Raw genomic sequence first — 26829 nt, forward strand, 5'->3', positions numbered from 1 at the left:
GCATCGCAGGAACCATGTCGCATGGCGCTGCCCCACGGCCGCGGATTTCGTGGTCCTGCTGGGCCGTGGACGGCCGTCGATTGACGGGGTCCGGGCATGAGCGTTCAGGCGGCGGAGACCTTCGCCGCACCGCGCGCGGAGCCCCGGGTCGGGCCCGGCGTGTCGCGCGGCCGGCGGATCGAGCAGCTGATCGGCTTCTACTGCATGGCGCTCGGCATGTTCATGGCCGTGCTCGACATCCAGATCGTGGCCAGTTCGCTTGCCGAGATCCAGGCAGGCCTGAACGCGGCACCGGACGAGATCGGCTGGATCCAGTCGTCGTACTTGATCGCGGAGGTGATCGCGATCCCGCTCAGCGGCTTCCTCAGCCACCTGCTGTCGACGCGCTGGCTGTTCGTGATCTCGTCGGCCGGCTTCACCCTGGCCAGCGTGCTGTGCGCCTTTGCCTGGGACATCGAATCGATGATCGCCTTCCGGGCGCTCCAGGGCCTGCTGGGCGGGGCCATGATCCCCACCATGTTCGCGACCAGCTACCTGATCTTTGCCGGCTCCCGGGGTTTCGCCTCGATGGTGACGGCGCTCATCGTGACGCTGGGCCCCACCCTGGGGCCTACGATCGGCGGCTGGATCACGGCGGAACTGTCCTGGCACTGGCTGTTCCTGATCAATCTTGCCCCCGGCATCATCGTGACCGTCGGCGTTGCCCTGCTGATGGACATTGACGATCCCGACTGGTCGCTGATGAAGGGCTTCGACCTGCCGGGCATGGTCTCGATCGCCCTGTTCCTGGGCAGCATGCAATATGTGCTGGAGGAGGGGGCCAAGGAGGACTGGTTCCAGTCCGACCACATCTCGATCTTTGCCGGCGTGGCCCTGGTCAGCGGACTCTATTTCTTCTGGCGCCAGTTCACATACCACCAGCCGATCGTCCAGCTGCGCGTCTTTGCCAACCGGAACTATGCCTTCGGCTCGCTCACGGCGTTCATCAGCGGCATCGGGCTCTATGGCTCGACCTTCGTCGTGCCGCTCTATGCAGCACGGGTGCTGGACTACAATTCCTATCAGATCGGCACGCTGATGGCGGTCACGGGCGCGTTCCAGATGCTGTCCGTGCCCTTTGCCATGATTGCGACGCGTTTCATCGACGTGCGGCTCATCATGGGCGTCGGCCTGGGCCTGAGCGCCTATGCCGCCTGGCTGCAGGCGGGCATGACCTCGCAGTCGGGTTGGGGCGACCTTGTCGTGCCCCAGGCGGCGCGCGGTTTCGGCTTCATGCTGCTGGGCTTCACGTCCAACCAGATCGCGCTGGGCATGCTGCCGCCCCAGGACCTGAAGGGCGGCAGCGGCCTGTTCAGCCTGATGCGCAACCTGGGCGGCGCCATTGGCCTTGCCGTCATCTCGACCATGCTGACGGAACGGATGGCGCACCACACCCTGCGCCTGGCGGAGAATGTCCGCTGGGGCCGGGACGAGGCGACCGACCTGTGGGAGGGGCTTGCCGTCGCCACCGCGGATGCCTATGCCGGCCGCCTGGACGCCGATCCCGCCGCGCTGAAGATCCTGCACCAACTGGTCCAGCGCGAGGCCTGGTCGATGGCCTTTGCCGACGCCATGCTGTTCATGACGCTGTGCTTCCTCGTCATGGTCGCCTGCCTGCCCTTCGTCCGGCCGATCGTCATGGCCATGGCACCGGTGAAGTCCGACCACTGATCTGGCTGGATCGGGCGTTCGGAAGGCCCGACAGGAAGGCCGGGCGCAGCGTGGCGCGCTGGATTGACAGGACCTTGCGAAAGGGCGATGTCTGCCAAGAGGAAGAGCCGATCCTTGTGGAGATTTGCTTATGACCAACATCCCGGCGCCCGACACGGACGCCTGCCAGCGCAGCACGCCTGCCAAGGCCGCGTGGACCAAGCCCATCATCGATGTGATCGAGATCGACCACGGGACGCAGGCGGGTGGGATGACCTTCGCGGACGTGGATCCCAACCAGCCTGGAGTGTCCTAGCCCAGGGCAATGGCTTCACCGAAGCGTAAGCACCGGACACGCCAGGGGCACGCCCATCATCCCGTCGCTGAGGGCCCTTCTGGCGCCCCATGATACGGCTGCGTTCCAGTCTGCTGTCCGGGAACGCCGGTGGCTTCACCTGCGGACCGCCAACGGCCAGGCCTTCCGCGCGCTCCTGCCTTGGTCGACGTTCAACGGACTGCTGCGGTCGGAGCGCCTGCTGGACGACCGGACCCGCGTGGTGCGGCGGGGGCGGGACCTGCCACGGGAAATGTGGAGCGCTGTCGGCGCGGACATGAAGCGCGCGGTCCTGCCGGACCAATTGCAGCGGTTCTGCCAGGAGGGGTTGAGCATCGCCCTGTTCCAGCTGCATGACGCGGTCCCCGCCCTGGCGGCCCTGGTCGCCATGCTGGAACAGGCCATGCCGGCGCGGATCCAGACCAACCTCTATGCCAGCTTCGGTCGGGAAAGCGCGTTCCGCGCCCACCACGACCCCCATGATGTCCTGGTCCTGCACCTGCATGGCCGCAAGCGCTGGTTCGGCCATGGCTACCGGCCGGAGGTCAGTGCGCAGCCGGGCCTGGTCCCCGATGCCCACCTGGCACCGGCGCAATGGGACGTGGTGCTGGAGCCCGGCGACGTCCTCTATATCCCGCGGGGGCAGGTGCATCGCGCGGCGGTCGAGGGGGAGGCGTCGCTTCACCTGACGAACTCCCTGCTGTGGCCGCGCGGCTCGGATGTCCTCAGATGGCTGGCGGGCGGCGGGATGGCCGACGTTGGCTTCGAGGCGGACGTTCCGGTCTATGGCGATGCGGCCGACCTCGCCCGCTACGAGTCCGACCTGCGGGACCAGCTGCGGCGTCTGGCCGACACGGTCGACCTGCGCGCGTTCCTGGCCACGTTCATGCCGCAGCGGCGCCTGCGGTTGCCCTTGAACCTGGGCCTGTCGAGCGATCTGGCGCCGGATTGCTGGGTGCAGCCCCTGCTGTCGGCCGGCCTGTCCCTGCCGACTGAGGGTGGTGCCTGCGTCCCCTTCAACGGCGGAGAGGTCACGCTCGATCCGCAGGAGCGGGCGATGATGGCGGCCTTGCTCTGCCATGGCACGCGGCAGGTTGCGGACCTGCCGGACCTGTCCGGCCTGGACGCCGGGACTGCCTGCGAGACGGTCGCCCGCCTGGCGCGCCGGTCGCTCGTCCTGCTTGTCGAAGGCGACGCGATGGGGCGCGAATTTCCGCCCTAGTTGCCGCCGGCGGCGCGGCGGGTGAACAGGCCGGCGGCAAGGCCCCGCGTCAGTTTGAGGAAGTGGCGCTCAACCGATTGGCGGCTGGCCGGGTCCGCCTGGTCCAGGCTGTCGGCCAGCGCCTGGAGGTCGCCGATGTCGATCAGGTCGGTACAGGCGCCGACGCGGGCCTGGTGCGCCAGTTCGGCCTGGATCGGGCCTTTCGCCTTCAGCAGGATCTGCTTCCAGTCCGCCGTCTGGAAGCCGCGCTGCGGGTTGTCCAGGATCGGCGAAGGGATCCGGTCGGCAAAGGCGCGGCGGAAGACATCCTTCGTGCGACCGTTGCGCAGGTACCTGTCCTCGCCCAGGGAGAGGCAGACTTCCAGCAGGCGGCGGTCCGACGTCGGATCGCGCCGGTCGATCCCGTAGGCCGCATTGACGGCCGCATTGATGGGCCCCGGATCGCGCGACCGCATGATGATGTCATGCCATTCCTGCCAGGTCCGGACGCGGTTGAGCGGGTGCGCGGGCCCTGCCCGTTCAGCGAAGAGCGCCTGGGCCTGCGGGCTGTCCCATTGCACCGGCAGCACGGCGGGATGCGCATCGACAGGGGACCGCTGGAGGCGCCGCCACAAGGCCAGAAGATCCGCCGGCAGCAATGGCCGGACGCTCAAGCGAATCGCCCGGCCGCGCGTGCGATGGATGCCCAGCGACGCCAGAAGGCCGGCATCGCGCCACAGGGACCACAGGCGCAGGCGGGCGACGTGGCGGATCAGCAGATGCTCGCCCGTATAGGTCAGCCCCATATTGCCTGACACGCCAGTCAGGACGACGGGTGCCCCGGCCCGTGCCGCCCGCACGAAGATCTCGTGCATCCAGGCGGTGCTCAGCGGATTCATCACCGGCTGGTCGGCCAGGGCGATCATCCGCTCCATGACCGGCAGCAACTCGGCGTCGTGCGCCTGGACCAGGTGATGGTCGATGTTCGGGTGGCGTGCCGCCATCATGGCCGCCAGCGGCCCCTCGTCGGCCAGCAACTGGCGATGAAAGGTCGCATTCTGGCCAGCGGGGACGTTCGTATAGGCCTGCAGCTGCCGATCCCGTGCGGCGAGAAGGGGGGCGGCGCTGCCGGCGAGGGCGGTGCTGTCCAGGCCACCGCTGAGCATCATTGCGGTGCCGCCCAGGCCGCGCACCTGCGCCCCCACTGCGCGATCCAGCGCCTCCCGCAGCGCGACCGCATCCTCGTCCCCGCGCACATGGCGGCGTGGCACCCGGCGCGGATCCCAATGGCGGCGCTCCACGATCCTGCCGTCGGCACCAATGACCGCCAGATGGCCGATTTCCAACCGGCTGACACCTTTGTAGAAGCTCCTGCGCCCCTCCAGCGGCAGCAGCATCTGCCAGGTCAGCAACCGCTCCGGATCCGGGCCCGTGGGCACGTCGGCCAAGGCCAGCAGCCCCCTCGGCATGCTGGCAAAGGCAAACCAGCCAGCGCCCGCGTGATAGTGAAGGGGGCGGTTGCCGACCGGATCGCGGGCCAGCAGCAGGGTACGCGCGTCGCTGTCCCACGCGGCAAAGGCGAAATCGCCGCACAGCCGCTCCAGCGCGCCCTCGCCCCAGCGGTCCAGCGCGGCCAGGATGAAGGCGGCGTCGCACATCATGGCCTGGTCCGCGGGGCCGATGCCCAGGGCGCGGCCCAGCTCCTCCCGGTTGTCGATGCGGCAGTCCGCCACCAGCCGGAGCCGCCCGCCCCGGCCCGCCAGCGGCTGGCGGTCGAAGCGGTCCTCCGGCAGGAAGCGCATCAGGCGGTGGGCCAGCGCGATCTCGCCACCGTCCCACAACCCGTCGCGGTGCGGCCCATAGAGGGCGAGCGCGCGGCTGACCCGGGTGCAGTCCGCCTTGGCCCCAGGCCGGCCATCGGGGTACCAGACGCCGGCAATTGCGCTCACGCAGCTTGCTCCAGGTCAGCCGGGCGACAGACCAAGGCCGCCGCACGCAGTGTCGCCGGCCTGGCGCAGGCGTTCCAACCGCTCATGCGGCTCCGATACCAGATCGCGCACCAGATCGGCGAGGTCCGGCGTGACTGAAGCCCGCTTGCGTGCCCCATCGGGTGCGAAGGGCTGCCGGCCGGTCGCGTCCTTTGCCTGGAGCTCAAGGCCATGGGCGATGGCAGCCGCCTCCATGGGCGTCGGCGCCAGGCCAAGCCAGGGCAGGATCCGTGCAGCCAACGCCCCCGGCAGGGCCTCATAGGGGACGAGCAGCCAGGTCCCGGCCTGGCCGGGACGCGCGACGCTGTCGGCGACCGCGGCCAGGCTGCGGCCCAGGACCTGCGCGGCAAAGCCAAGCTGCGCGTTCCGTGCCGGCGCGGGGGCAGCGCCCAGGAAGAGCCGGGCCTGGATCCTGTGGCCTGCCCGCTGCATCCACCCGGCAGGGCGATCGCGCAGCGAGACCAGGATCTCGTGCGGTGCCCGGTAGGCGAAGAGTTTCGGGACCGTCGGAAAGACCTCTTCGAGCAGGGGGAGGTGCAGGGCATTCCAGCTGGACAGTTTCAGGATGACGCGATCCTGCCCCGGCGTCGCCGCCCGGGCCAGTGCGGCGACGACCTGGCGGAGGGCTGAGCCCTTCTCGTCGCGGGGCAGGAAGGGCCAGAGGCCGTCGACCCCCAGGACGTCGTTCAGCGCCTGGGGCTCGGACAGAACGTGGCAGCGCCGCACCCGGGAGAGCGCGCGCGAGACCAGCGTGGAGCCGCAGCGCCCGGCATGCAGGATCAAGGCTGCCGGCTGTGTTACGTCCCCCGCCGGGGGCAGGGGCGCCGGCCCCAGGGGGCGGGCCGCGGCGATCCGGTCGGTGAGAAAGGGCAGGGTCGGGTCGGTGCCGCCAATATCGGCCCAGTCGGCCAGGATCCGGCCACCCTCATGGAAAAGCCGGGTGGGGATGGCTTGCGCCGGAAGCGGGATGGGCGGATCCGTCCTGTGCTGGCGCGGCGGACTGGGCATGCCAGCCCGTCAGGCGTCCTGGCGGATCAGTTGCTTCTCCGCCATCTGGCACAGCAGGTCCAGCACGTCCCGCTCGATCACGCCGGGCGGCGCCTCGAAACGGTCGGCCAGCGCCCGGCAGAGCGCGCCCACCTGGCGCGGTTGCTCCAGTTCCCGCCAGACCACGGTGGCGATGGCGTTCATGCCGATATAGCGGCCATTGGCCATGTCCATCAGGACGAGCTCGCCGTCGATCTCGGTCGAGATCACGTCGGCGCAGATGGTGACGGTGTCGGTGATTGCGATCATGGCTGCGTACGGTCTGTCCTGCCGCCAGGATCCCCGCCCGCCGGCAGCCTCGCAAGCCACATCGGTCGGCGTCTGCCTGGCGGACACGGCGCCGGGATGATCCAGGGTGCCATCACCCGCCAGGAGGAATGGCGAGGGAGCGATGGAAGTGTGTGGGAACGGGCTGAGGGAGACGCCAGGTGATCGTGATCGGAGACTCCCCCTCCCATGACACGAACGCCGGCTGACCGCAGTAGAGGAAGGGCGCTGCCTTTGTGCCGCGGAGCTTGGTCGGGCGGACGAAGAGGTGGATCCGGTAGCCAGGGGTCGTGCCCCTGAGGATGCATCCGATCTGATCGGATTGGCGGGTCTTGTTCTGGCTTTGCCATTGCATCAGCGTCGGTGTCAGGAAGCGGTCGTCATAGTGGCCGCCAACACTCAGGTTGCCCTTCCGCAAGGTCGTCAGCAGGACGAGGTCCCGCGGCAGTCGGACGATCCCCGCGTTCCACTTTCCAGGATTGAACGTCTCTCCGAACAGGCCCGGAATGTCTTCGCGACTGTATTCCCGCCAGACATCCGGCCCTGCGGGACGTGGACCGGTCGGGCTGGGCTCGCGCAGGCGCGCTGTCTGCGTCAGGCCCGACCTGCGCCAATCAACGATTTCCCGCAGAAGTTCGGCAAGGTGCGGGTCCGCGACCCGGATCGCGCCACCTGTCTCGACAAAGGCTGGGTGAAATCCCCAGGGACCCGATCCCTCCTCGGGCTGCCGGTCGTTCAGGATCGCGTCCAGGGCTGCGATGGCGTCAGCCGCAAAGGTGTCTCCCTGCTCGATCCGGCCGATGAGGAGCCGGTTGGCTTCCAGCGCTGCCGAGGGCACGGCGTCGCCCATGTCACGCACGAAATCGAACCAGAGGCCATGTCCTGTGCGCGAAGGGTCGAAGCCCATCCGGCCCATCTCGGAAGCCGTCGGGCGCACGCCATGGCGGTAGCGGAAATCGCGGTACTGGGCCTCCACCTCGTCGCTTCCCGCAAGGGGGCGGAGCAAGGCCTTCAGGTTTTCGAGGACCTGCAGATCATAGGTCACTGCGCACCCGGGCGGCAGGTCAATCGTCCCGGCGGCAAGCTCGTCGATGCGTGAAGCAAGCGAGCGGTCGCCCGGTCCGGCCCCCAGGAGCGCCCTGACCTTCGTCAGGAAGATGCGGTGATTGCCGATATAGTCCACGACCTGCAGGACCTTGCCGGGCAACCGGCGCAGGCCGCGCCCGAATTGCTGGAGCCAGACGATGACGCTCTCGGTCGGGCGCAGCATCAGGACCGTGGCGACATGCGGAATGTCGACCCCTTCGTTGAAGAGATCGACGGCGAAGATGATGTCGAGTCCGCCATGCTCGAGTTGCGTCAGGCTTGTGGCGCGCGGGGCGCTCGTTTTGCCGGAATGGACAGCGGCCGCGCGCAATCCCGCGGATTGGAAGTACTCCGCCATGAATTCTACGTGCCGCACGGAGCAGCAGAAACCGATGGCGGGCCCCTGGCGGTGCCGCATGAACTGATCGAGGGCATTGGCGGCGCGGGCTTCGGTCGCCAATGCAGCCTCAAGTGCTGTGGGATCGAACTGGGTTGAGCGCCAGGGGATCTGGGCGTAGTCGACCGCGTCGGGCACACCGAAATAGCGGAATGGGGAGAGCAGGCCTGCTTCGATCCCATCGAAGAGGTCGCACTGGAAGACCAGGCGATCGCCACACAGGGTCATCAGGTCGGCGCCGTCCGATCGGTCGGGCGTGGCCGTCAACCCCAGCAGGAAGCGGGGTGCAAAATGGCCGATCAGGCTGCGATAGGTCGCAGCGGCGGCGTGGTGGAACTCGTCGACGACGATGTAGTCGAACGCACCCCGCTCGAATCCGCCCAGGTGGCCCGGACGACCGAGGGTCTGGATCGACGCGAAGAGGACTTCGGCGTCCCGGTCACGGTAAGTCCCATCGTATCGGCCAAAGCTGGCGTCGGGCCGGATGCGGCGGAAGGTGGCCATGGCCTGGGTCAGGATCTCGTCCCGATGCGCGACGAAGAGCACGCGGCGGAACGGCTGGCTGTCGAATGCGGCCAGCCAGGTCTTGCCCAGTCCGGTTGCAAGAACGACAAGCCCCGCGTGCGCGCCGGCATCGCGCGCTGCCTCCAGCGCGCGCAGCGCCGCCCGCTGGATCGCATGCGGTTGCGGGGGTGGCTCGCTCGGACCGGCGCCGGCCAGGGCGAGTGCGGAGGGAGGAGCGGCCATCGCCCGCCGCGCTGCATAGTCCCCGATCCACGCGGCGTCGAGCGGGCGGACCTGGGGATGCCTCCAGAGCGCCTCGAAGGCGGATGAGACGGCGTCAGCCGCGCCTTCGGCATGGAGGTTCCATTCAACCCCCTGGGTCAACGCGGTCCTCGAGAGGTTGGAACTGCCTACGATTGCCGAGCCTGCGGCGTCGGCCGCGCGGAACAGCCAGGCCTTGGGATGAAAGGACCCGCGACCGGTTTCGAACACCCGCAGGTCGAGGTCGCCCGACGTGCCCAGGTCCAACAGGCGATACAGGGCCGCAGGCTCGGTCACGTTCATGTAGTCGCCGACCACGATGCGCAGGGCGCCCCCGCGGGTCAGAAGGTCCTCCAGCCATGGCTCGATCAGGCGCACGCCCGAGTCGAAGGCAAAGGCGACCGCAAGATCGACCTTGGCCGCCCCGTCGATCTTCCGGGAGAGCAGCGGCAGCAGCGGATCGCTCCCGCCCGTCGTCAACAGGGGAGCCGGCGCCGACCCTTCGAGCCGCAAACGGAAATGGCCGTGGTCCGTGGAGACGCGAAAGCCCCTGGCGCCTTGCGCAAGCGCTCGGCCGATCTGATCGAGGACGGCAGTCTGTTCGGGGCCTGACAGCGCGCCCCAGGTCGCGACGTGCCGACGCGGGCTGATGCCAACGATCGCGCCGCTGCACACTGGACAGCGATCCCCATCAACCTCTTCCACCCGACCCCCAACGCCCGCAAGCGCGCCAGGTTAGGGGACCCTGGGCCATCGGCGAAAGATGCTTCGGCCGATCACCCACGACGCGTCAGGTCACACGCACGCCATTCAGCCTCGGCATGGGAACCGGATCCCCGTCGACCCCGCGCCGTCCGCCCATTCTTGCAGCGCATGAACCCTAGGGGCTGGGGTGGTGGGCCCGGCAGGAAACTTACATGTGGAGGAAAGAGCAAGGAAATCTGCGGTTCTTTGGACCTCTCTACGGGGTGATTGTGTAGCAGATTTGTGGGCGGTCCGCGACACTGGCTTGATCGAATTGGCATGTGTGATGGGGCGCGAGGCCAGTGCCGTCGTGCGGGGCCGAGGTGCCCGACGATCGGTCATCAGCGCCTCTGCACTCGTTGGCGGTGAAGCAGGTCACACTAGCTCTATAGCGCGTATGATACTACGAAAAGTGGTGTCGCAATCCGGGCCGCTCTGAGCGAGGTTGGCCACTGTCTGGTGCCGAGCTGCCTTGCGTCTTGAAACGTGCACTGCGGGTGACGGCAGGGGCCTCAGCGTCGATGTTGGACCGACGAAATGCCCGACAGATGGAATCGATGGACAAATGAAGTTCACCGATTTCGCTGAAACCTCCGGAAGACCGATCATTCCCTAGACAGGTTTTCCGGAAGGATCTGCCGGAATAGGCCGCGCACGATGCCTGACCGGAGGTCGGGCATCGGCCACATCTGTAGGGTCTTCTCTATGGTCTCCCTTAAGGTCTAAGGGGGTCGGATTTCCGTCTATCTGATCGACGGTTTTCCGTCCATCTGACAGACGGTTTTCCGTCTCTCTGGTAGACGGGTTTCCGTCCATCACTCCCACCATCGGATCGCAATCGTCCCATTCGTCGGACGGCGGCTTGGTCTGTAGGCGCTTCGGGGCGGCGACCATCGTCGGCTTCCATTCGAGGTTTACGGTGAACTCGGTGCATTGGGGTCGGCGCGTCGCGGTGACCACGCCAAGGGAGGTCAGTGCGGACAGGGTGATCTTGAGCTGGGTGCCCTTGAACTGACTGCCCATGCCGGCGCACTGCACGGTGCCGTCCCTGTAGGTGACCCCGTCAAGCATCTGGGCCAGGGTGAGCGTCACGCTCTTCCGGCCCCAGCCAATGGACTGGTCGATCAGGAACAGGAGGACGCGGACCTGGGCGTGCGTAAGGGCAGGCGCCCATTCGCGGTTCAGCCGTTGATAGGCGGCGAGCTTGTCCGGCCCCTGACGAGGATCGGTAGGTGTCTCTGCTACACGTCTGGGTGCACGAGACCCAATTGGGACGACGTTATCCCTGGTGGTGCATTTCTCATAGAATGCCCCGCTCGACGCAGTCGGCCATTATTCGATGTGGAGAAGGTCGGATCAGAAATCTTCAGCGATCGACACATCGGTCATTGTGCTGCCCTCGAAATGGCAGGTGATCCTAAGAGTGATCTCAAGGTTGAAGCTGTTCTTCGCGGTGAGAATGATATCTTTCCAGCGTCTATTGCTCCGGTGGAGATCCAGATCCTCAAGCTTGTAAACCCTGGGCGCGGGTGTCGACGCAGCGGCGACTTCGGCGTTCTGTGGTGCAGCTGCGACGGCTTGAGGTGATGGTTCCGTTGCAAGTGATTGAGCACGCGATTGGTCCGGCGCGGCTGCGGCTGCCTGTTGCGGGGACGCGGTTGTCTGTGACTGCTTGTTCTGCTCGCCGTAAGGGCCCGCGATTGTGCCGAACAGTGCAAATAGCGCTGCGGATATGATCGTGACCCGCCTGCCGGTACTGAGCCCAGCGATCTGCTTCTTGCCTGCCCACCAAGCAGCGCCTGCCACCGCGATCGTGAGGACTATAGCCGCTAGTGGGGCGGGCTTTGCGAGAGCAATCGTCGCGAACTGGGTGCCAAGGAAGATGGCGGTGCCAATCGCGATTGCTTTCAGTGCCCGACCCATGAGTTCTCTCCGCAAATATGATGCGGCAGTTCATGCAACTGGTTGCACCACCCGCTCATCGACACCCTTCCTACAGTGGTGTGGTGTCTCTTCCAAGTCGCGGGCCGCACGAGGTTCATGAAGCCGTCCAGGCGCACGATGGCGATGCCGCAGCGGTCCTTCACCGTGCTCAGATCGACGTGTATCCAACGCGGTGCGCGACGCTGCGCCGGGGTCAGTCCGAGGTCTTCCTCAATCTGAGGCATGCCGTCGACCGCAAGATCCACGTCTGGCTTCAACGACCACGGCTTGTGCCCGGCAGTCCGCCAGCGCTGGTTCGCCTCCACGATCTTGTCGCGCCGGCCGATGAAGGCGGTGATCGCGGCCGTGGCAATACCGATCACGTCGCGCAGCGAGCCTTCCGGGTCACGCTGGAAGTCGGCCCGGTACTCGACGGGGACGTTCTCGACCTGGGCTTCTGCCGGGTAGTGCCTCCCCGCCTTCTCGTGGTCACGCAGGATGCGGGTCGGCCAACGGTCGTTGCCCACGATCACGCGGAAGGTCGGCCCCTTGTAGCGGTCAGAGGGCTGCACCTCGTACTGCTTGCGGCGATAGACGTAGACGCCCGTCTCCGGCTCCTCGTCTGCGCCCCTGCCCTGTGCCTGGGCAATGCGGCGCTCCATGAAGTCGCCCTCGTAGCGGACAGACGAGATGACGTTGATCTGGCCGAACGTCATGCCGCGGGAGGTGAAGCGGCTCTTCCGGCGGCGCGCGATGTTCGTGTAGACGGTGGCGGCCTGATCATAGTAACCGCCAAGGCCGGCCGCTCCGGGGACCTGCTTGGAGTTCTCGACCACGGACATGAAGTTCACTTCGTCCAGGATGGCCGCGAAGATCGCCTGACCTACCATCGCCTGAATGTTCGCCAGGGCGGGGGCCACTTCGATGTTGCCCTCCAGGACGAAGGTGCTGTCCTTGTTCTTGTCCCAGCGTAGCCAGCGGCGCGAGTAGTCCATGCCCGTGAACAGGTCGCGGAAGGGCTTGTAGATCACGCGCTTGGTGACGGTGGTCGACACGCTCTGCATCATCATGACCAGAGGGGTGACGGGGCTCAGGTTGAACAGGCGTTGGGGTTCGTCAAAGCACGTGGCGACGTAGAGCTGATAGGCGCAGTTTCCGGTCGCCAGGAAGCTCTTGCCGGTACCCGTGGCGCCACCATGCAGGATCTCATGGTAATGGGGCTCGCCCAGAAGCACGTCCGGGTTCATGGCGATGATTTCTTCCCGGAGCCTGGGCCATACCTCGAAGGTGCCGTTGCCCAGGTACTCGGGACTGTCCAGGAACTCAGTGATAGGGACCGGCATCCGCTTCATGCGGAGGAGGGCCAGCATGAAGGCGGGGTTGCGGTGGTCCACCATCTGGGTCAGGACATGGACAAGGGCTTGGGCGCGGCGCTTCTCTCCCCATAGCCTCAGCATGACGAAGGTTGCGCTCGGCCGCACGTAGTCAGTCCGCGGGCTGTCCACTCCAGACGAGACGCTGACCGAACATCACAGGTCTTCCCGGTCGAGGTCGTCTACGTCGGTGTCCAGGTCGGGATCGAAGTCATCGTCCCGGTCTGCATCGTCATCGGTGTCCACGGGGTCCAGGGGCTGGTTACCGTAGAACTCATCCACGGCGCCCATGCTGCCGCCGGCCACGAGGCGCATCATCTGCTGAATGAGGTCTTCTGCCTTGGCTGCGGTCTCGGCTTCCTTCTTTGCCTTCTTTGGGTCCATGGGGTTGGCCTGCCAGAAGCCGCTCACATGCAGGAAGCGTTGCAGGTCGTTGTTCGCTCCACGGGCCTGAGCCAGGGCACGCATACGGGTGCGGATGGGTTGATTGCCGTCGTCGGCGATGCGTAGAAAGGCCGCTCGGTTTTCTTCATAGAACGCGACGGCTCGGCCGCCGATCTCGTAAGGGTCGAGGCCGCTCGCGTCAGAAACCAGCCTGGCGCACAGCTCTTTGCGGAGGCGGAAGACGAAGCGCACGCTGCATCCGAGGGTGTGCGCGATCATCTCCAGGGGGAGCTGGCGCAGCATCAGGCGATGCAGGACGGTCAGGCGGTATTCGGTCAGGTACTCGGGAGCGTGACGGGCCACATGCTGGATACGCTCACCGGGGGTGGCGTCACGTCCAGGCAGTGGAGGGGGAGAGCCCATCTCGGGGATCTCGTCATGCTGGCTCACTCCAGCCGGCACAGGGAAGGCCGCAGCCATGTTGATGGGGCGACCCTCACGCAGGGCGCGGTTGATCTCTTCCTCTACACGGTCGGCGGGGTCCAGCTCCAAGGCACGACGGGCCGTCTCCTCACGGCCGGCACGGCGTCGACCGCTATCACCCATGATGTGGTCGAAATGCGTGGCAGCGGTGGGGTTGTCTTGGGCACGACGACGGTCACCTGCCCGCGGTGGGGCCTGGACTGGTGCCACAGCGGGTGGAGGTGCTGGCGTGTTCTGGGGTGGCGCAGGAGGCGTGGCCGGGGCGGTCCGGCTACGCTGACGAACGGGAGGGAGGTCGCGGCGCGTGCTGCTCATGTCGAATGCCCGTCATGGGGCTTCCGTTGCGCGACCTCGTTTAGGGAACGCCTACTGGTCCGCCAACCGCCGATAGAGCCGGTCGAACGTCGGCCGACGGGCCTCGAAGACGCGAAGCGCCTCCGGTGATGGCCCCTGCTGGTAGGATGCGTGGACGGCTTCGATCCTCGCCAGCACGGCGCGGTCCGGGGGCGAGAGGGCATCGGCTACACGTTGCTTCGCAAGGAGCTGGAGTGCTTCGCCAAGTGCTGTGATCAGATCGTCCATCTGAACCTCCAATGGTGGGGGCGCACGCCCGGCGCCGCGGCGGAATTTTGCAACGCGTTGCACCGAACCGGGTGGTTGCCGGGCGCGACATTGGCCCAGCCTCATACTACCTGTTTCGCCGATAGGCGCGCATGGACGCGGCGTAGACCTCGGCGCCGACCTGCTGCGCGGTCTGCTGGCCGTTGCCCTGGCTGCCCTGGCTGTTGAGGTTGATCGTGATTTTCGGGTTGAAACTGGTTGCACCACCCGAACCCACGCCGGCCTTAACCTCGTCCTTGGAAAGGACGCGCTCACCCTTCTGGGCGATGATCGGCACCTCGTCCGGCTTCAGACCGGCAAGGCCCCCGATCATGCCGCCGCTGTGCATGCGCTTGGCGTGGCGGTAGGCATTCAGGTTGACGATCTTGGCCGCCTTCGTGGCCTCGCCGACGATGCCACCATCGTGGAACAGGCCACTCAAAAGCCCATCGAAGCCGCCACCCTTCTTTGAGGTGCCCCCGAACAGGCTTCCCAGCATGTCGAACCCGCCTCCGCCGGCCCCGCCATACAGGCTGCCCAGCGCCTTCTGGAGGAGCTGCTTCCCCGCAAACTCTGCGATCATGCCGGAGATGTCGGACAGCAGGCTCTTGAAGTCGAGCTTGCCCGTCTTCGCGAAGTCGCTGAACGCCTGTGTCAGGCGGTCAACGGCGCCGCCGACAAGGTTGTCCATGCCTGCCTGAAGGGTCTCGGCACTGTCGAGAACCTGCGCCACCGAACGGTCGAATGCCGTGCCCAGATCGTTTGTGCCCTTCTGCGCCAGCACGAGCTGGTCGTAGGCTGACGCGAACTGCTGCACCGCCGCCGTTGCCTTCTCGATCGACTTGGTGTCGGCATAGGCCTGGTCGTAGACCTGCTGAAGCGCGATGGCACGTTCGCGCTGGGAATTTGTCTTGCCGATAAGGCTCTCTTCGAACCTCAAGGCGGCGATCCGCTTGTCCAGCTCCGTCTGGACATCCTCGTCCTGTCGGAGTTGCTGAGCATAGGCGAGGCGTTCGCGCAGGGCGGCAAGCTCTGCCTCAGTCAGGGTCCTGCCGTCCGCGCGGGCCGCGTTCTGCGCTTGGATCACCTGGGTCTCAAGCTCGCGCTCCTGGCGGCTGATACCCATGAGCCGAATCTGCTCTTCAAGCTGGGTCTTGAACTGACCGAGCTGCGTAGTCTCCCCGCCATAGAGGTAGTTCGCGCGCTCCTGGGCACGATTGAGGTCGTCACGCGTGATGCCGAACCTCGCAAGCTCCGCGTCGGTCTTGCCCGCGGCGTCACCAAGCATCTTGGTAGCCTCGGCCAGATCCTGTGCCCGCTTCACGTCCGGCAGCAGGTTCTCGATGATCGACTTGAACTTGCTGGCCCACTCCTTCGCGGCCTTGGCCGTGCCCTTGCTCACAGCGGCGTCGGCCGCGCGCACGGTCGCACCGCCCAAGGCGTCGCCCAGGGCTTCACCGCCGGTCATGCCGTCCTCACGGGCCTGCCGGAGGCGGCTGCGGCGCCGGTTCTCTGCGTCGCGCAGGACCGGGTCGACAAGGGAGCCAAGGGCGTCCTGTGCGCCCTGGACGAAGTTGCCGACATAGTCGACGCCGAATTGCGCGCCGACCGCGTCCAGCACGCCCTGGCCGGCCTCCTCGAAGCCGGTGTTGAACTCCGTGGATACGAGCCGACCGGCCGCCGCGGCGAAGTCACCGGACAGGGCCTCTGCCACCACGTCGCCGAAGGCCACGAAGCGGTCGCCCAGGCTCGCCAGCGTGGTCGTGAATACTGTCCAGATCCCCTTGGCCGCAGCGATGGCGCCGGCCCCGACCGCGCGCCAGACGGCGATCACCGTGTTCAGGAAGTCCTTGAATAGGTTGATGACCCACCGGAGGGCCTTGCCGAACCAAGTGCTGGCGGCGCTGGCAACCTCCATGATGATGTCGCCCAGGTTGCCCAGCCATTCGATGGCACCCTTCAGCCAACCCATCATCGTGTCCCAGACGGACGCCACGATGTAGCCGATGGTGGCCGTCCGGCCGCCGACCTCCACCGTCGTGTCGCGGAGCTGGTACAGGGCCGCCACCGCGGCGCCGACCGCCAGGGCGAGGGCCATGAGGGGGTTGGCGGCCAGGGTTGAGGTCAGGAGCTGTATGGCGGCGATTGCCGACCGGACGCCGGTCACGAACTGTTGCGCCAGGATCTGTCCGCCCAGCACTGCGAAGTAGGTGCCGGCCGTGATGGCGGCCGTCTGGACCAGCTCGAAGTTGTCGATGAGAAGCCGGACGGCGCCCACGGCGATGTCGACGGCGGCGCCCAGGACCGCACCGATCTGCTCAGCCACACCGCCGCTCTCGCCGGCCAACTGGCTCAGGAAGCGGGCTGCATCGCTGACGGCACGGGCGAAGCCGCCCTGGCCGATCTTGTCCGCGAAGCTGGCCGTGGCGTCCTGAAGGTTCGAGAGGGCGCCGCCCAGGGTCTTCGCCTGTCGGTCCATGGCGCCGGCAAACTCCACGTCGCCGATGCGGCGCAGGTACGCTTCGATCTCGGCTGCGTTCTTGGCGACCGTCGTGGTCACACCGCGGAAGGTGAACGAGACGGAATTGGCGTTCTGCCGGGCCTTGATGCCGAACTCCTTCAGGCGCTCGAACTCGCCTGTGGTCGCATCGGCGATGGCCTCGACATACTGGATCAGCGTCTTGCCCATGGCCGACGCGGTGTTGCCGTAGCTCTCCAGCGCTTCGCGGGAGCCGTCCAGGCCAAGGGACTTCAGGCGGATGAAGGCTTCGGTCACCTGCTGCACGTCATAGGGGGTGTCGGCGGCGAAGCTGTTCAGTGCCTCGAATGCGGCGCCACCGGCCGCCGTGGAGCCGGTCACGGTGTCCAGGCTGCTGCGCAGGCGCTCGAACTCCGCGGTCGTGGTGACGATGTTGCGGACGAACTGCGCCCCAAAATAGCCGGCCACCAGACCGACCACGGTGCGCAGATTGCCGAACCGCGTGGTCGTACTCTCGGCCTCACCCCCCACCACCTTGAGGTTCTTCCTCAGGTCGTCCAGGTGATCGACCGCCTCGCGCGTGTTCGCGGAGATTTCCTTCAGGATGGGGATCAGGTTGTTCAGGCCGCCACCACCCCCGCCGGGGATGGTGACGCTGAGAGCGCGCAGCTCGGCCGCCAGCCGGCGGAGAACTGCACTGGCCTCGTTCCGGGCCTTGATAATGAAGACGATCTCGCGGTTGGTCGGCATGGCGTGTCCATAAGCGCAGGCATTTCAGCCTGGTTAGCTTCTGGCTTCGCGGTCCGATCTCTCTCCCTCCACGGGACCGAATGCGAGGCAAGTTGACTACGATATTAGCTGATGTAACTGCCTGTGATCAATTAATATTGACGCAAGAGAAATTGTTGACGAACGAATAGTGGGTCCGCCATTCAGGCGTAATAGTGAAAATATGTATGCCTAGTTGAGCTGAGCGGAAAGACGCTTCACTGACGTTTCTTGGAGATCGGCGGCAACGGGCCGGCTGGAAGCGTAACCTCCAGCCGGCGTTACGCTGTCAGCTCTGGGTTCCGCCGGTCTGCCCTGTGTAGGGAGCCAAGACGGCAACGACCAGGAATACGGGCCAAGTGAGGATGAACGTGGCACGGACGAAGCGCGCCGTCCGGTTTCCGATTGCTACCGCAACGTCAAACAAATCGTCCTCTTCGATGGGCATCGCCATCACGCGGTCGAAGAGGTGGCGTCCCATCAGCAGGTAGGCACCGGCAAGGCTAAACAGAGCTGCAACGAACGCGCTGTCGGCAAAGACTTGGGACATGAGATTGGTCCTCCCTATGCAAAATGTTTTGCAGTGAGAGAAGAACACTCTCTCAAAAAGCCAAAACAAAATAATGAACTACATGTGTAGGCTACTCGTGATGATGATAAGGCAGAGTTGTCGTAAGTTGGCAAAGTGCTAAACTGGGTGTAGTAGAGGGGAGATGATTTGGAGGTGCCTATGGAGCGTGTGACCTTGGTTATTCCGGAAGAACTTGTTCGCCGGATCGACATGGAAGTGGTGAAGCGGGTTGCGGCTGGTGTGCGGCTGAATGGCAAGAGGCGCGTCACCAGGCAGAATGTCCTGCGAGAGGCGCTGGAGCGGGCTTTTCCGGGGGCAGGGGGTGCAGAGCAAGAGGAGTGACGGGAGGCGCGTTAGGCAGGCGGTCCCCCGCCAAGTCGACGCTGCCTCTTACCGGTGCCGCCACAATCACGATCACCTTCGGGGTATCTTTGAGCAGCGCATTGCAACGCGTTGCAATTTCCCACCCCAGTTCGGGCAGACGCTCGCGCGACGATCGCTATCGTGCGAGCACCCGGCTGACCTGAACCGACGACCAGGTGCCGCCCCGAGCGGCTGGGATGCCACGGGCATTCAGTTCGTCAGCTACGCCGCGAAGCGTCGTGATGCCGGCAGCCCGGATCTCCTCAATCACAGGGGCCAGATCGCGGGCGTACTTTGCGGCAGTCGATGACCGCACCTTTGCGCTGGCGCCCGCGGCCTTAGTCGCAAAGCGCGACAGGTCATGGCGGGAGCCCCCCAGCTTGGTGCCACGCGCCTTCGCTGCCTTGAGGGCGTTGCGCGTCCGCTCGCTGATCGCCTTGGCCTCGTGCTCGGCGACCGCGGCCAGGATGTGGATGGTGAATGGCGTGGCGTGCGGGTTGTCGATCGCAATGAAGGGGACGCCAGCCTCCATCAGATTGGCGATGAAGGCGACGTTGCGTGCCAGGCGATCAAGCTTCGCGATGACCAGCGTCGCATTGCGGATGCGGCAGGCTGCCAGCGCCTTCAGCAGCTCCGGCCTGTCGCTCCGCTTGCCGGTCTCGACCTCGGTGAACTCCGCAACCAGGTCCCAGGCACCGCCATTGAGGTAACCCAGAACGGCGGCCCTCTGCGCCTCCAGCCCGAGGCCCGACTTGCCCTGTCGGTCCGTACTGACCCGGTAGTAGGCGACAAACCGCCCCTCAGCCATTCCACGCCCCCGATACGACAGCAACAACGGTCGTTGTGGCTATTGTAACAAACGACGATCGCCAAACCAACCATTTGTATGGCGTCCAGGGGATTGCCGTTCCGTAAAGTGCGAACTCAGGTGCAACACGTTGCAAAAGTTGTCCTGCTCCGTCTAGGTGGCATTACGCGATCTGATTCGGAGTGGCCAGTTGCGGTACATTGATAGTGGCTCTAGAGATCCTGGTGAGGCCCTTGGCACTTGGCTGGAGGCCGAACTTGGCAAAGATATCGCTGAGGTCCGGATACAGTCCGGGTTCTTCAGCAGTGACGCGCTGGCACCATTTCGCGATACATTTTCGGATCTCGCTAAGAAAAACATGATCGTCAGTATTGTAATTGGTTCAAACGACGGAGGGACGCTACAGTCTCATATCGAGGATCTCGTATCATCTATGGGTATACCTCGATCTAACGCACATCTTGGGGTAATATATTTCGCCAATGCATACTTTCACCCAAAGGCTTATCACATTCGTCGCAGTGACGGTTCTCAAGCAGCATACGTTGGATCCGCAAACCTAACCTTATCTGGAATTAGTGGGAAGCACGTCGAGGCGGGATTGATCGTCGACACCCGAAGCGGGGACCCACCAGCGCTACTTGCTCAAATTGCAGCCGCTATCGACTCTTGGTTCTCCAGGAGTCCGGCTGGATTTGAAAGGATTGAAGTGGCTGATGATGTAGCGCGACTCGTAGAGAATGGGATCATCGGCACGGTCTCGCCACCTCGACCTCCGCGACCACTTAATCTAGGTGGCCAACGACCCAAGAGACCGCTTCTGACCCCTCTTGTAGTTTTTGCGCCGCCAGGTCCCGCTGCGCCAGTAGTGAAGGGGACGGCAGCCGATTGGACCGTTTTGCCGACTGTCCAACGGACACCGCCCTATCCACCTCACATATTTTTCGCACCAGGAGCGACGGAGCCCACCAGAGGAATTGAGGCATTGACCGGTGTGGGGCTTGGCGATGCAGTGGGATTAATTCTGAAACTCAGCCGTGATAGCGATCGACATTGGCGGCAAGCTGTCGGCACATCAAACATTAGTGTCCCGGTTTCGGCCGCGACTACTCTCCGCTTTGGCATATATGGAACAAGAGGGAGGCCGCGCGCCGAGTTCGACTTCGTTGTTCGATATCTCGACGATCATTTTATGTTTGATGGGCCATCTGAACGGGTTGGGATCATGTCATTCGGGTTCACGCCGGGGGATTCAGGTCATGCCGACCTGAGGCTGGCAATTCCGAAGCCCGCCATCGAACCCATCAGAGCCAAACTCTTGGCTCGGGGATTGCCAATGCCGAAGTCTGAAGAACTTGTAGCGCTGGAATGGCCCACCCACTCATCCCCGATTTTTAAGCTAACCGTGACGAGACCGGGCTCTTCGCTTGCTAGCGCAATGGCCGCGGTATGGACTAATGCCGCCGCTGCGAAAGCACTCGCAAGCCGTGGCGCCGCCTGGTTGCCGGTCGGGCTTTCACCTCCATGGGTGCTCAAGGCGCCCTGAGGATCAACAACGTCTCAGATTTCACTGCATTGGAAGCGTGCAAGCCAAACCGCTGATAGGTTTGAAGTGACGTCATCTCGCTGACAGACCATCCGGCTTCCTCAGCCAAGGATGCCAAGTGTTGAGGTGTATTGATTTCAAACCGACTACCACTTAAAACTGTATGGTTGTGCCCCACGATTAGCGCGAACGGAGCACCGCTTTTCATGCTTCGAGCTATCGACTGGAAACTCTGAAGCATACTATGGAAATATCGGTATAAAAGGACTGGTACGGCTTGTCGCCGAAATCCATCAGCATCTGTTAGCGCTTCTTGCAAATCTTGACATAGCTTGACCTCCGGTGCTGGTAGTTGCCATTTGTTGTCCAGCAAGGCTTCCAAGGTCTGTCTCTTCGCCTTGGAAGAGATTTCCCGGCTTCCTGTAAGTTCAGCCTCGACCGCACCAATTTGCTCCGGAGTTAACAATCTGAGCCACACCAGCGAAAGGCGCTGGGTGTCAATATAGGGCAATGCAGTTGCATATGGGGGGCTCGTGACAGCAGCATCTGCTTTTTCCTGCTGCTCGCCAACGCCAAAGAGTCGATTGTCTTTTAATATTGCGCGGCCAGTAAGAAGGCTAACCCCTACGACTTCCTGAGCTGCCGCTAGTTTTTTGATAACATCGAGTGCAGCGGTGTTGAAGGCGGTCGCAAAGGACGATGTCGCATTGGCACTCGACCTTCGCCTAATCCTTAGATCGGCCGGATCCTGTAGGGAAAAGTCTCGCAGAAGGTTGCTTGCGACCGTTAAGAAAAATGAGGAGATGGAGGTCTCTTCTTCCTCAATCGCAATCCGAAGTCGTTCGATCTGAGCCAAAATGTGGGCTTCGAACCAAGAAGCCAAGTACTGTTGACGGGGGTTCTGGACGGAGTCAAGCGACACCTCCATTTCACGGGTACGGATTCGGTCGAGTGCCGACTTGAGTTCGCAAACTGGAGTGGTAAGCGCCGCCAGTTTGGCATTGGCGATGAACACAGCTAGCGGGTTGAGGTCCAAGCCAATTCCGCGGACACCCCGATGAGCCGCTTCCACCAATGTGGTTCCGCTCCCGCAAAACGGGTCAAGAAGCAAACCACCAGCCGGAACTCCCAGGATATTGATCAGTGCACGACTCACTTGAGGGTTAAATTTGCCTCGATACTCGTGAAGGCCGTGAACCGAATAGCGGGTGGACTGCCTCCGTTTCGTCGATGCCGAGGTTTGTTCAAGCTGACTTTGTATAGTGACAGTGTTCCTTCTCCCCATTGCTATCTTGCCAAAATATGTGAGAAGCCGAGCGGCCCCGATGTCTCCGCTGCTTGTGCAAACTATACCACCGTCCGTGATCCGCACGTCTGATCCAATCAGGGCTTTAGCTTCTCGAATCGCGAGTTCCCGTTCGTATGGAAAGTGTTTGTAAGGACCCCACTCTAAGTTCACGAGACTGCCTTTCGCATTACTATAATCGATTCACGCTTAATGTTCGCGTGTGCAAGGTTGAATGACTTTCTAGAATCCAACACTTTACGGGTCCCGTGGTAGACCAGTTCCAAGCCATGTTTAACGGCAACATCCTCGACAATTCGGGCGTTGTCGATGGTCTCGCCATGTATCACGGAACGCCCTACAACGAAACATACCCATCCTCCGGGCACGAGGAGTGGTTCAAACTGAGTGAAAGCTTGGTTCATTTGGTCGACGAAGGTCGAAGCAGTATGCCTGTTTTTCTTGAAGAAGTGTGCTCGAGCCCCAATCTCATCCTGCTTAACGGAGATCGGATTGTATCCAAGCCACCACATCCGGTACTTGTGATATAACCAGTACTCGTACGCGTTGGGATAGGGGGGCGATGTAATTATGATCCCGACGCGGCCGATGTATTGACTGAGGTCAAGATTGAGCAAATTTCCCTCGACCACCGAGGCGGGCACCAGATCGTATTGGCGTGCTGAGAGGGCATCATAGAGCTTATCACAGGCTCGCCTGAAGCCTGCGCCGACATCAGTCGCGGTAATGGGCTTGTCGATCGCCGCGTACCGAGTGTCGCTCTCTTGGTTGGACACTCGGACGACGATGCTAGAGGCGGCAAGTCTGAGAAAGTCACGATCTGCTTCAGGCATGCTTTCAATCGCGTCCATCAACCGCGCAAGTGCAAGCTGGATGGGATTCTTAAACCAATGATCGAGATTGGGAATAGCGGGCACCCTTACGGTCCGCTTCTCCATTAGCCGTTCAAGTACCAGCGCCGCTGAACTAAGCATAGTCCGGCAATGAGGTGCAGTTTTTACCCGGGCGATTAGGCAGGCAATTGGATTTAGGTCGATGCCAATTGTGCTATGCCCTCGTCGTTGTGCCTCGGCTAGGGTTGTGCCGCTGCCGCAGAAGGGGTCCATCACCAGCGTGTCTGGCGCTACGGTTAAGGCGTCTAAGAAGGCACCCGGCAAGTCAGCAATAAACTTTGCTGGATATGGGTGAACGCTCTCCACTTCATGCTGGGCATGCCGGACCGTGAAGTCCCAATTGACCTTGGACAGCCGTGAAACTGCGGTTTCCACGGACGCCGCGTGAGCTCGTTGTGTGACTTCTCCGCGAGCTACTGAAGCTAGGTCACGAATTTCTGTCCCTCCTTAGAATGGTCCTACAGGCCCAGCGAGATGAGTGCGGATGGCTCGCACAATGCCAGTAAAAACGACTCAGCTCGACCCCCCGCTAGCAGTGATGCCATGATTAGAGAATTGTCTGCCGACAAGGGTCACAACACAGGCCGATTGATGAGCTATGGAGCGCAAACCAATTTCGAAGAATCGCTCCGAGCTCTACATACCAGCGAAAATCTGATCCGTGCCAGCTCCCTTGCCAAGGTACTCGGTCTGCTGCCTTGCCCATATCGATCCTCGACGCCGGAACCTCGCGCCCATCCTCCTAGCGCGCGGACCTGGTCGATTGGGATGCCGGCTTCGCGCATGGCGTCGCGGAAGGTATGGCGGAAGGAGTGGAAGGAGAGGCGGGGTTGCTTGAGGCCGGCTGAGGCCAGGAACTCTGTGAAGCGCTTCTGGAAGTAGTCGGCGCATTGGGCCTGGGTCTTGCCCCAGAGGTCGGGGAAGAGGCGTCCACCGCCGGCCTCGCTCACCGTTGCAACCCGTTGCAAAAAGCCAAGGCGCTCCAGTTCGGGGTGGATCGGCATGACCCGGGTGGCGCCAGGGGTCTTCAGGCGACGTTCAGCTGTGGGGCTGAGGTCGATCACGGTCACGCCGTCCATTACCTTCACGTCTTCCGCGGTGAGCCAGACAATCTCGCCCAGGCGCATGCCGGTCCACAGGGCGATGGTCGGCACCCAAAGGCGGCCGGCCGACGTCCCCGCCCATTTGGGAAGGGCCGCGAACAGCCTGTTCAGTTCATCAGTGGTGAAGGGGCGGCGGCCGTTCGAGGTGGTGCCACGCGGCTGGGTCAGGCGTTGGGCGGGGTTATCGGTCACCACGCCTTTGCGGATTGCGTCGTTGAAGAAGGCCGACAGGGTGTGGACATAGACGCGCAGCGTGCCGGGTGACAGGCGCTGCGTGCCCTTGGCCTCGGCCAGGGCCGCGGCTTCCTTCAGGCTAAGGCCTCTGAAGTCGTCCAGCTTGTTCATGTTGCGGGGCAGGCGGGCCAGGACGTCCTGGACGGCGGCACAGTCGGCGCGGGTCACGTCCGTGATGGGCCGGCTGTCCCCCACGATCTCGCGCAGCGCGCGGAAGGTGAGGACGTACTTCTTGCCCGCGCTGTCGGTCAGGCTGCTGCGTGTGGGGTCCTTCTCGAAACGGTCGATCATATCAGCGACCGTTGGCGGCCGGACACGCGGAGCAGGGGGCTGGAGGCTGCTCACCTCCCGGAACAGGGGATCATGCGCGGCGTCGCCATGCTCGCCGCGGGCGCGATCGAGCGCTCGACGCGCATGTTCGATGTTCGCGCGGCGGACCAGGTCAGCGAGACGGGCAAATTCCGGTGCAACGGGTTGCAAAATCAGGCGCCGGTCGGCGGCGAGTGCCGTTGCCTGCGCCTGGATCGACGGCGCCCAGGCGTCATGGTCGCCGGAGAGAGTGGCGATGTCCTGTTCCAGGACTTCCAGCCAGTCCTCAATCGCGACTGGCGCGGTGGGCGGCTGGTTGTGCGGCTTCTCCAGGTCGAACAGCAGGGCGCGGGCGATGTCCTGAAGGTCGTCGTCGCTGACTGGACCCGCTGGCGAGGGCTGCGTCAGCGTGCGTTCGGCCTGGCGGAACAGTTCATCTGCCCGGACTGCGGCGATGCGGGCGAGTTCGCGCGCCTTGCGTGGATCGCGCGTCTTCAGCGCCTGAACGACTTCGCGCTTGCCGATGACGCTGCGCAGGCGGTCGGGCACCCGCCGGCGATAGGCGAAGGCGTCTCCGCGACGGACCAGACCGGGAACCTTGGCCACCTCTTCCATGCCCCTTGTGTAGCATGTTTGTGTAGCAAAAGGCACCTCGAAGTCCGCAGATTTCCTTGATTTTCCTGCCGAAACATCGACTTAGGGGCTGGGGTGGTGGGCCCGGCAGGATTCGAACCTGCGACCTAGCCGTTATGAGCGGCCAGCTCTAACCACTGAGCTACAGGCCCACGCCAGTGCCCGGCCCGCGGGACCCTAATGGGTTGTGCGTGCCGGGGGAAGGGGTTGGGGACGGGTCAGCGGCCGGTGAACTTGGGCTCGCGCTTCTGGAGGAAGGCGGTCATGCCTTCGCGGGCGTCCTCGGACTTGAAGAGGGGGAGGAGCTGGAGGAAGACGTGGTGGACGTGGTCGCCGAACGTCTCGTTCAGGCCCATGCGCATCATGCGCTTGGTCGCCTGGACGGCCAGCGGTGCGTTGGCCGCGATTTCGCGCGCCAGCTTCGTCGCCTCCTCCATCAGCTCGTTGTCGGGAACGACGGTGTTGAGGAGGCCCATCTCAAGCCCCTGTTCGGACGTCAGCGTCCGCCCGGTGAAGACCAGTTCCGCCGCCTTGGCCCAGCCGATCATGCGCGGCAGGAACCAGGTGCCGCCGGATTCGGGCAGCACGCCGCGCTTGGTGAAGGAGGCTGCCAGCTTGGCGCTCTTGGTGGCGATGCGGATGTCGCAGCCCAGGGCGAGGTCCAGGCCATAGCCGGCGGCCGAGCCGTTGAGGGCGGCGATCACCGGCTTGTCCATCTGGTGCAGCACGGTGGGCGGCGTGTCGCGCAGGTCGAGGTTGCCGGAGACCATCGCGGTGCTGGCGCCCATCTCGCCCGTCGTCGTCTGGGCGACGAGGTCGAGGCCGGCGCAGAAGGCGCGGTTGCCGACCGCCGTCAGGATGACGACGCGCACGGCCGGGTCCTTGTTCGCCTCGACCAGGCGGGCGGTGAGCGCATCCAGCATGGGGCCGGAGATGGTGTTCATCTTCTCGGCGCGGTTGATGGTGATGGTCGCGATATGGTCCGCCACCGCGTACAGGATGTCGCTCATGCGCCGTCTGTCCTCCCGAAACGTGCTTGCGGCGCGGAGAATGCGCGAAGCGCCGCGTCGGCTCAACGGACTTTGGCGCGGCAGCGTCCAGGCGTAGGATCGGGGCATGGATCGAACGGGGGACGCGGCCGCCGCCGCCGGTTTGCACCTGGCGCTGGCGCGCGATGCCGATGCGCGGCGCCGTATCGTGCAGATGGCCGGGGAGTTCCGGCCCTATGACCGCTATGGCCCGCCGCGGGCCGGGTTTTCGTGGCGCAACCTGAGCTGGGATGCCGGGACGAAGGCCGGCTGCTTCCTGCTGAAGTGGGAGGCGGGTGCCAAGTCCGAACCGCATGTCCATGAGCGGGGAGAGGAGTTCCTGATCCTGGAGGGCGGCCTGGTCGATTCCGACGGCAAGCGGTTCCAGGCGGGTGACTACATCGTCTATGACCCCGGCACGCATCATTTCTCTACCGCGCCGGAGGGCGGCTGCCTGATGCTGGTGTTCCTGCGCGGGCCCAACCGGTTCGATCCGGCCTGAACCCG

The 26829-nt window shown here is 64.3% G+C and carries 22 protein-coding genes and 1 tRNA gene; 6 read left to right on the top strand and 17 right to left on the bottom strand.

All coding sequences use genetic code 11. The annotated features are described in order from the left end of the window. Positions 1 to 96 precede the first annotated feature (96 nt). The 3 genes from ACI6GS_RS12715 (at position 97) to ACI6GS_RS12725 (ending at position 3245) form a co-directional block, all read left to right on the top strand. The gene (locus ACI6GS_RS12715; protein ID WP_439813821.1) at positions 97 to 1710 is read left to right on the top strand and encodes a DHA2 family efflux MFS transporter permease subunit; all 1614 of its coding nucleotides are present in this window, start codon (positions 97 to 99) and stop codon (positions 1708 to 1710) included. A gap of 130 nt (positions 1711 to 1840) precedes the next feature. Continuing rightward, positions 1841 to 2005, top strand: a complete 165-nt coding sequence (locus ACI6GS_RS12720; RefSeq protein WP_439813822.1) for a hypothetical protein — start codon at positions 1841 to 1843, stop codon at positions 2003 to 2005. Between the two features lie 295 nt (positions 2006 to 2300). Beyond that, on the top strand, positions 2301 to 3245 hold the full coding sequence (locus ACI6GS_RS12725; protein WP_439813823.1) for a JmjC domain-containing protein: 945 nt from the start codon (positions 2301 to 2303) through the stop codon (positions 3243 to 3245). Here ACI6GS_RS12725 and ACI6GS_RS12730 read toward each other — a convergent pair. From ACI6GS_RS12730 to ACI6GS_RS12780, 11 genes are all read right to left on the bottom strand, one after another. Continuing rightward, complete coding sequence (locus ACI6GS_RS12730) at positions 3242 to 5173, bottom strand: asparagine synthetase B family protein (protein WP_439813824.1); 1932 nt, start codon at positions 5171 to 5173, stop codon at positions 3242 to 3244. The two genes, ACI6GS_RS12725 and ACI6GS_RS12730, sit on opposite strands and share 4 nt — an antisense overlap. 15 nt (positions 5174 to 5188) lie before the next feature. Further along, the gene (locus ACI6GS_RS12735; protein ID WP_439813825.1) at positions 5189 to 6220 is read right to left on the bottom strand and encodes a hypothetical protein; all 1032 of its coding nucleotides are present in this window, start codon (positions 6218 to 6220) and stop codon (positions 5189 to 5191) included. Positions 6221 to 6229: 9 nt separating this feature from the next. Then, the gene (locus tag ACI6GS_RS12740; RefSeq protein ID WP_439813826.1) at positions 6230 to 6508 is read right to left on the bottom strand and encodes a PqqD family protein; all 279 of its coding nucleotides are present in this window, start codon (positions 6506 to 6508) and stop codon (positions 6230 to 6232) included. A gap of 112 nt (positions 6509 to 6620) precedes the next feature. Continuing rightward, positions 6621 to 9479 carry a DUF3427 domain-containing protein gene (locus ACI6GS_RS12745; RefSeq protein ID WP_439813827.1) on the bottom strand — a complete coding sequence of 953 codons (2859 nt, stop codon included), beginning with the start codon at positions 9477 to 9479 and terminating at the stop codon, positions 6621 to 6623. Between the two features lie 651 nt (positions 9480 to 10130). After that, entirely contained in the window at positions 10131 to 10610 is a 480-nt protein-coding gene (locus ACI6GS_RS12750; protein ID WP_439813828.1) for a hypothetical protein, read from the bottom strand. Positions 10611 to 10874: 264 nt separating this feature from the next. Further along, complete coding sequence (locus ACI6GS_RS12755) at positions 10875 to 11441, bottom strand: hypothetical protein (protein ID WP_439813829.1); 567 nt, start codon at positions 11439 to 11441, stop codon at positions 10875 to 10877. Then, positions 11426 to 12922: a hypothetical protein gene (locus ACI6GS_RS12760; protein WP_439813830.1), complete on the bottom strand. Its 1497-nt coding sequence runs from the start codon at positions 12920 to 12922 to the stop codon at positions 11426 to 11428. The genes ACI6GS_RS12755 and ACI6GS_RS12760 overlap by 16 nt, the downstream gene beginning before the upstream one ends. A 48-nt stretch (positions 12923 to 12970) precedes the next feature. Beyond that, entirely contained in the window at positions 12971 to 13750 is a 780-nt protein-coding gene (locus ACI6GS_RS12765) for a hypothetical protein (RefSeq protein WP_439813831.1), read from the bottom strand. Between the two features lie 297 nt (positions 13751 to 14047). Next, positions 14048 to 14263 carry a hypothetical protein gene (locus ACI6GS_RS12770; protein ID WP_439813832.1) on the bottom strand — a complete coding sequence of 72 codons (216 nt, stop codon included), beginning with the start codon at positions 14261 to 14263 and terminating at the stop codon, positions 14048 to 14050. A 106-nt stretch (positions 14264 to 14369) separates the two neighbouring features. After that, the gene (locus ACI6GS_RS12775) at positions 14370 to 17510 is read right to left on the bottom strand and encodes a tape measure protein (RefSeq protein WP_439813833.1); all 3141 of its coding nucleotides are present in this window, start codon (positions 17508 to 17510) and stop codon (positions 14370 to 14372) included. Positions 17511 to 17817: 307 nt separating this feature from the next. Beyond that, a complete protein-coding gene (locus tag ACI6GS_RS12780) occupies positions 17818 to 18078 on the bottom strand; it encodes a hypothetical protein (protein ID WP_439813834.1) in 261 nt (86 codons plus the stop codon). A 180-nt stretch (positions 18079 to 18258) separates the two neighbouring features. Here ACI6GS_RS12780 and ACI6GS_RS12785 point away from each other — a divergent pair, with 180 nt between their 5' ends. After that, a complete protein-coding gene (locus ACI6GS_RS12785; protein ID WP_439813835.1) occupies positions 18259 to 18441 on the top strand; it encodes a hypothetical protein in 183 nt (60 codons plus the stop codon). Positions 18442 to 18598: 157 nt separating this feature from the next. Here ACI6GS_RS12785 and ACI6GS_RS12790 read toward each other — a convergent pair whose 3' ends face one another. Beyond that, positions 18599 to 19270, bottom strand: coding sequence for a recombinase family protein (locus ACI6GS_RS12790; protein WP_439813836.1), 672 nt, complete (start codon positions 19268 to 19270; stop codon positions 18599 to 18601). A gap of 157 nt (positions 19271 to 19427) precedes the next feature. Here ACI6GS_RS12790 and ACI6GS_RS12795 point away from each other — a divergent pair, with 157 nt between their 5' ends. Further along, positions 19428 to 20816, top strand: coding sequence for a phospholipase D family protein (locus ACI6GS_RS12795; RefSeq protein WP_439813837.1), 1389 nt, complete (start codon positions 19428 to 19430; stop codon positions 20814 to 20816). Here the strand turns inward: ACI6GS_RS12795 and ACI6GS_RS12800 are convergent. From ACI6GS_RS12800 to ACI6GS_RS12820, 5 genes are all read right to left on the bottom strand, one after another. After that, entirely contained in the window at positions 20803 to 22101 is a 1299-nt protein-coding gene (locus tag ACI6GS_RS12800) for a TRM11 family SAM-dependent methyltransferase (RefSeq protein WP_439817963.1), read from the bottom strand. The two genes, ACI6GS_RS12795 and ACI6GS_RS12800, sit on opposite strands and share 14 nt — an antisense overlap. Before the next feature lie 170 nt (positions 22102 to 22271). Continuing rightward, a complete protein-coding gene (locus tag ACI6GS_RS12805; protein WP_439813838.1) occupies positions 22272 to 23390 on the bottom strand; it encodes a DNA methyltransferase in 1119 nt (372 codons plus the stop codon). Positions 23391 to 23611: 221 nt separating this feature from the next. Next, positions 23612 to 25276, bottom strand: coding sequence for a DUF6538 domain-containing protein (locus tag ACI6GS_RS12810; RefSeq protein ID WP_439813839.1), 1665 nt, complete (start codon positions 25274 to 25276; stop codon positions 23612 to 23614). Positions 25277 to 25370: 94 nt separating this feature from the next. Continuing rightward, positions 25371 to 25446, bottom strand: a tRNA-Ile gene (locus ACI6GS_RS12815). 66 nt (positions 25447 to 25512) lie between these two features. Further along, positions 25513 to 26304 carry an enoyl-CoA hydratase/isomerase family protein gene (locus ACI6GS_RS12820; RefSeq protein WP_439813840.1) on the bottom strand — a complete coding sequence of 264 codons (792 nt, stop codon included), beginning with the start codon at positions 26302 to 26304 and terminating at the stop codon, positions 25513 to 25515. Positions 26305 to 26410: 106 nt separating this feature from the next. Between ACI6GS_RS12820 and ACI6GS_RS12825 the strand changes: the two genes are divergently transcribed. Next, positions 26411 to 26824: a cupin domain-containing protein gene (locus ACI6GS_RS12825; RefSeq protein WP_439813841.1), complete on the top strand. Its 414-nt coding sequence runs from the start codon at positions 26411 to 26413 to the stop codon at positions 26822 to 26824. Positions 26825 to 26829 lie beyond the last annotated feature (5 nt).

The sequence above is a fragment of the Zavarzinia sp. CC-PAN008 genome (genome assembly GCF_051903925.1).
Classification (GTDB): Bacteria; Pseudomonadota; Alphaproteobacteria; order Zavarziniales; family Zavarziniaceae.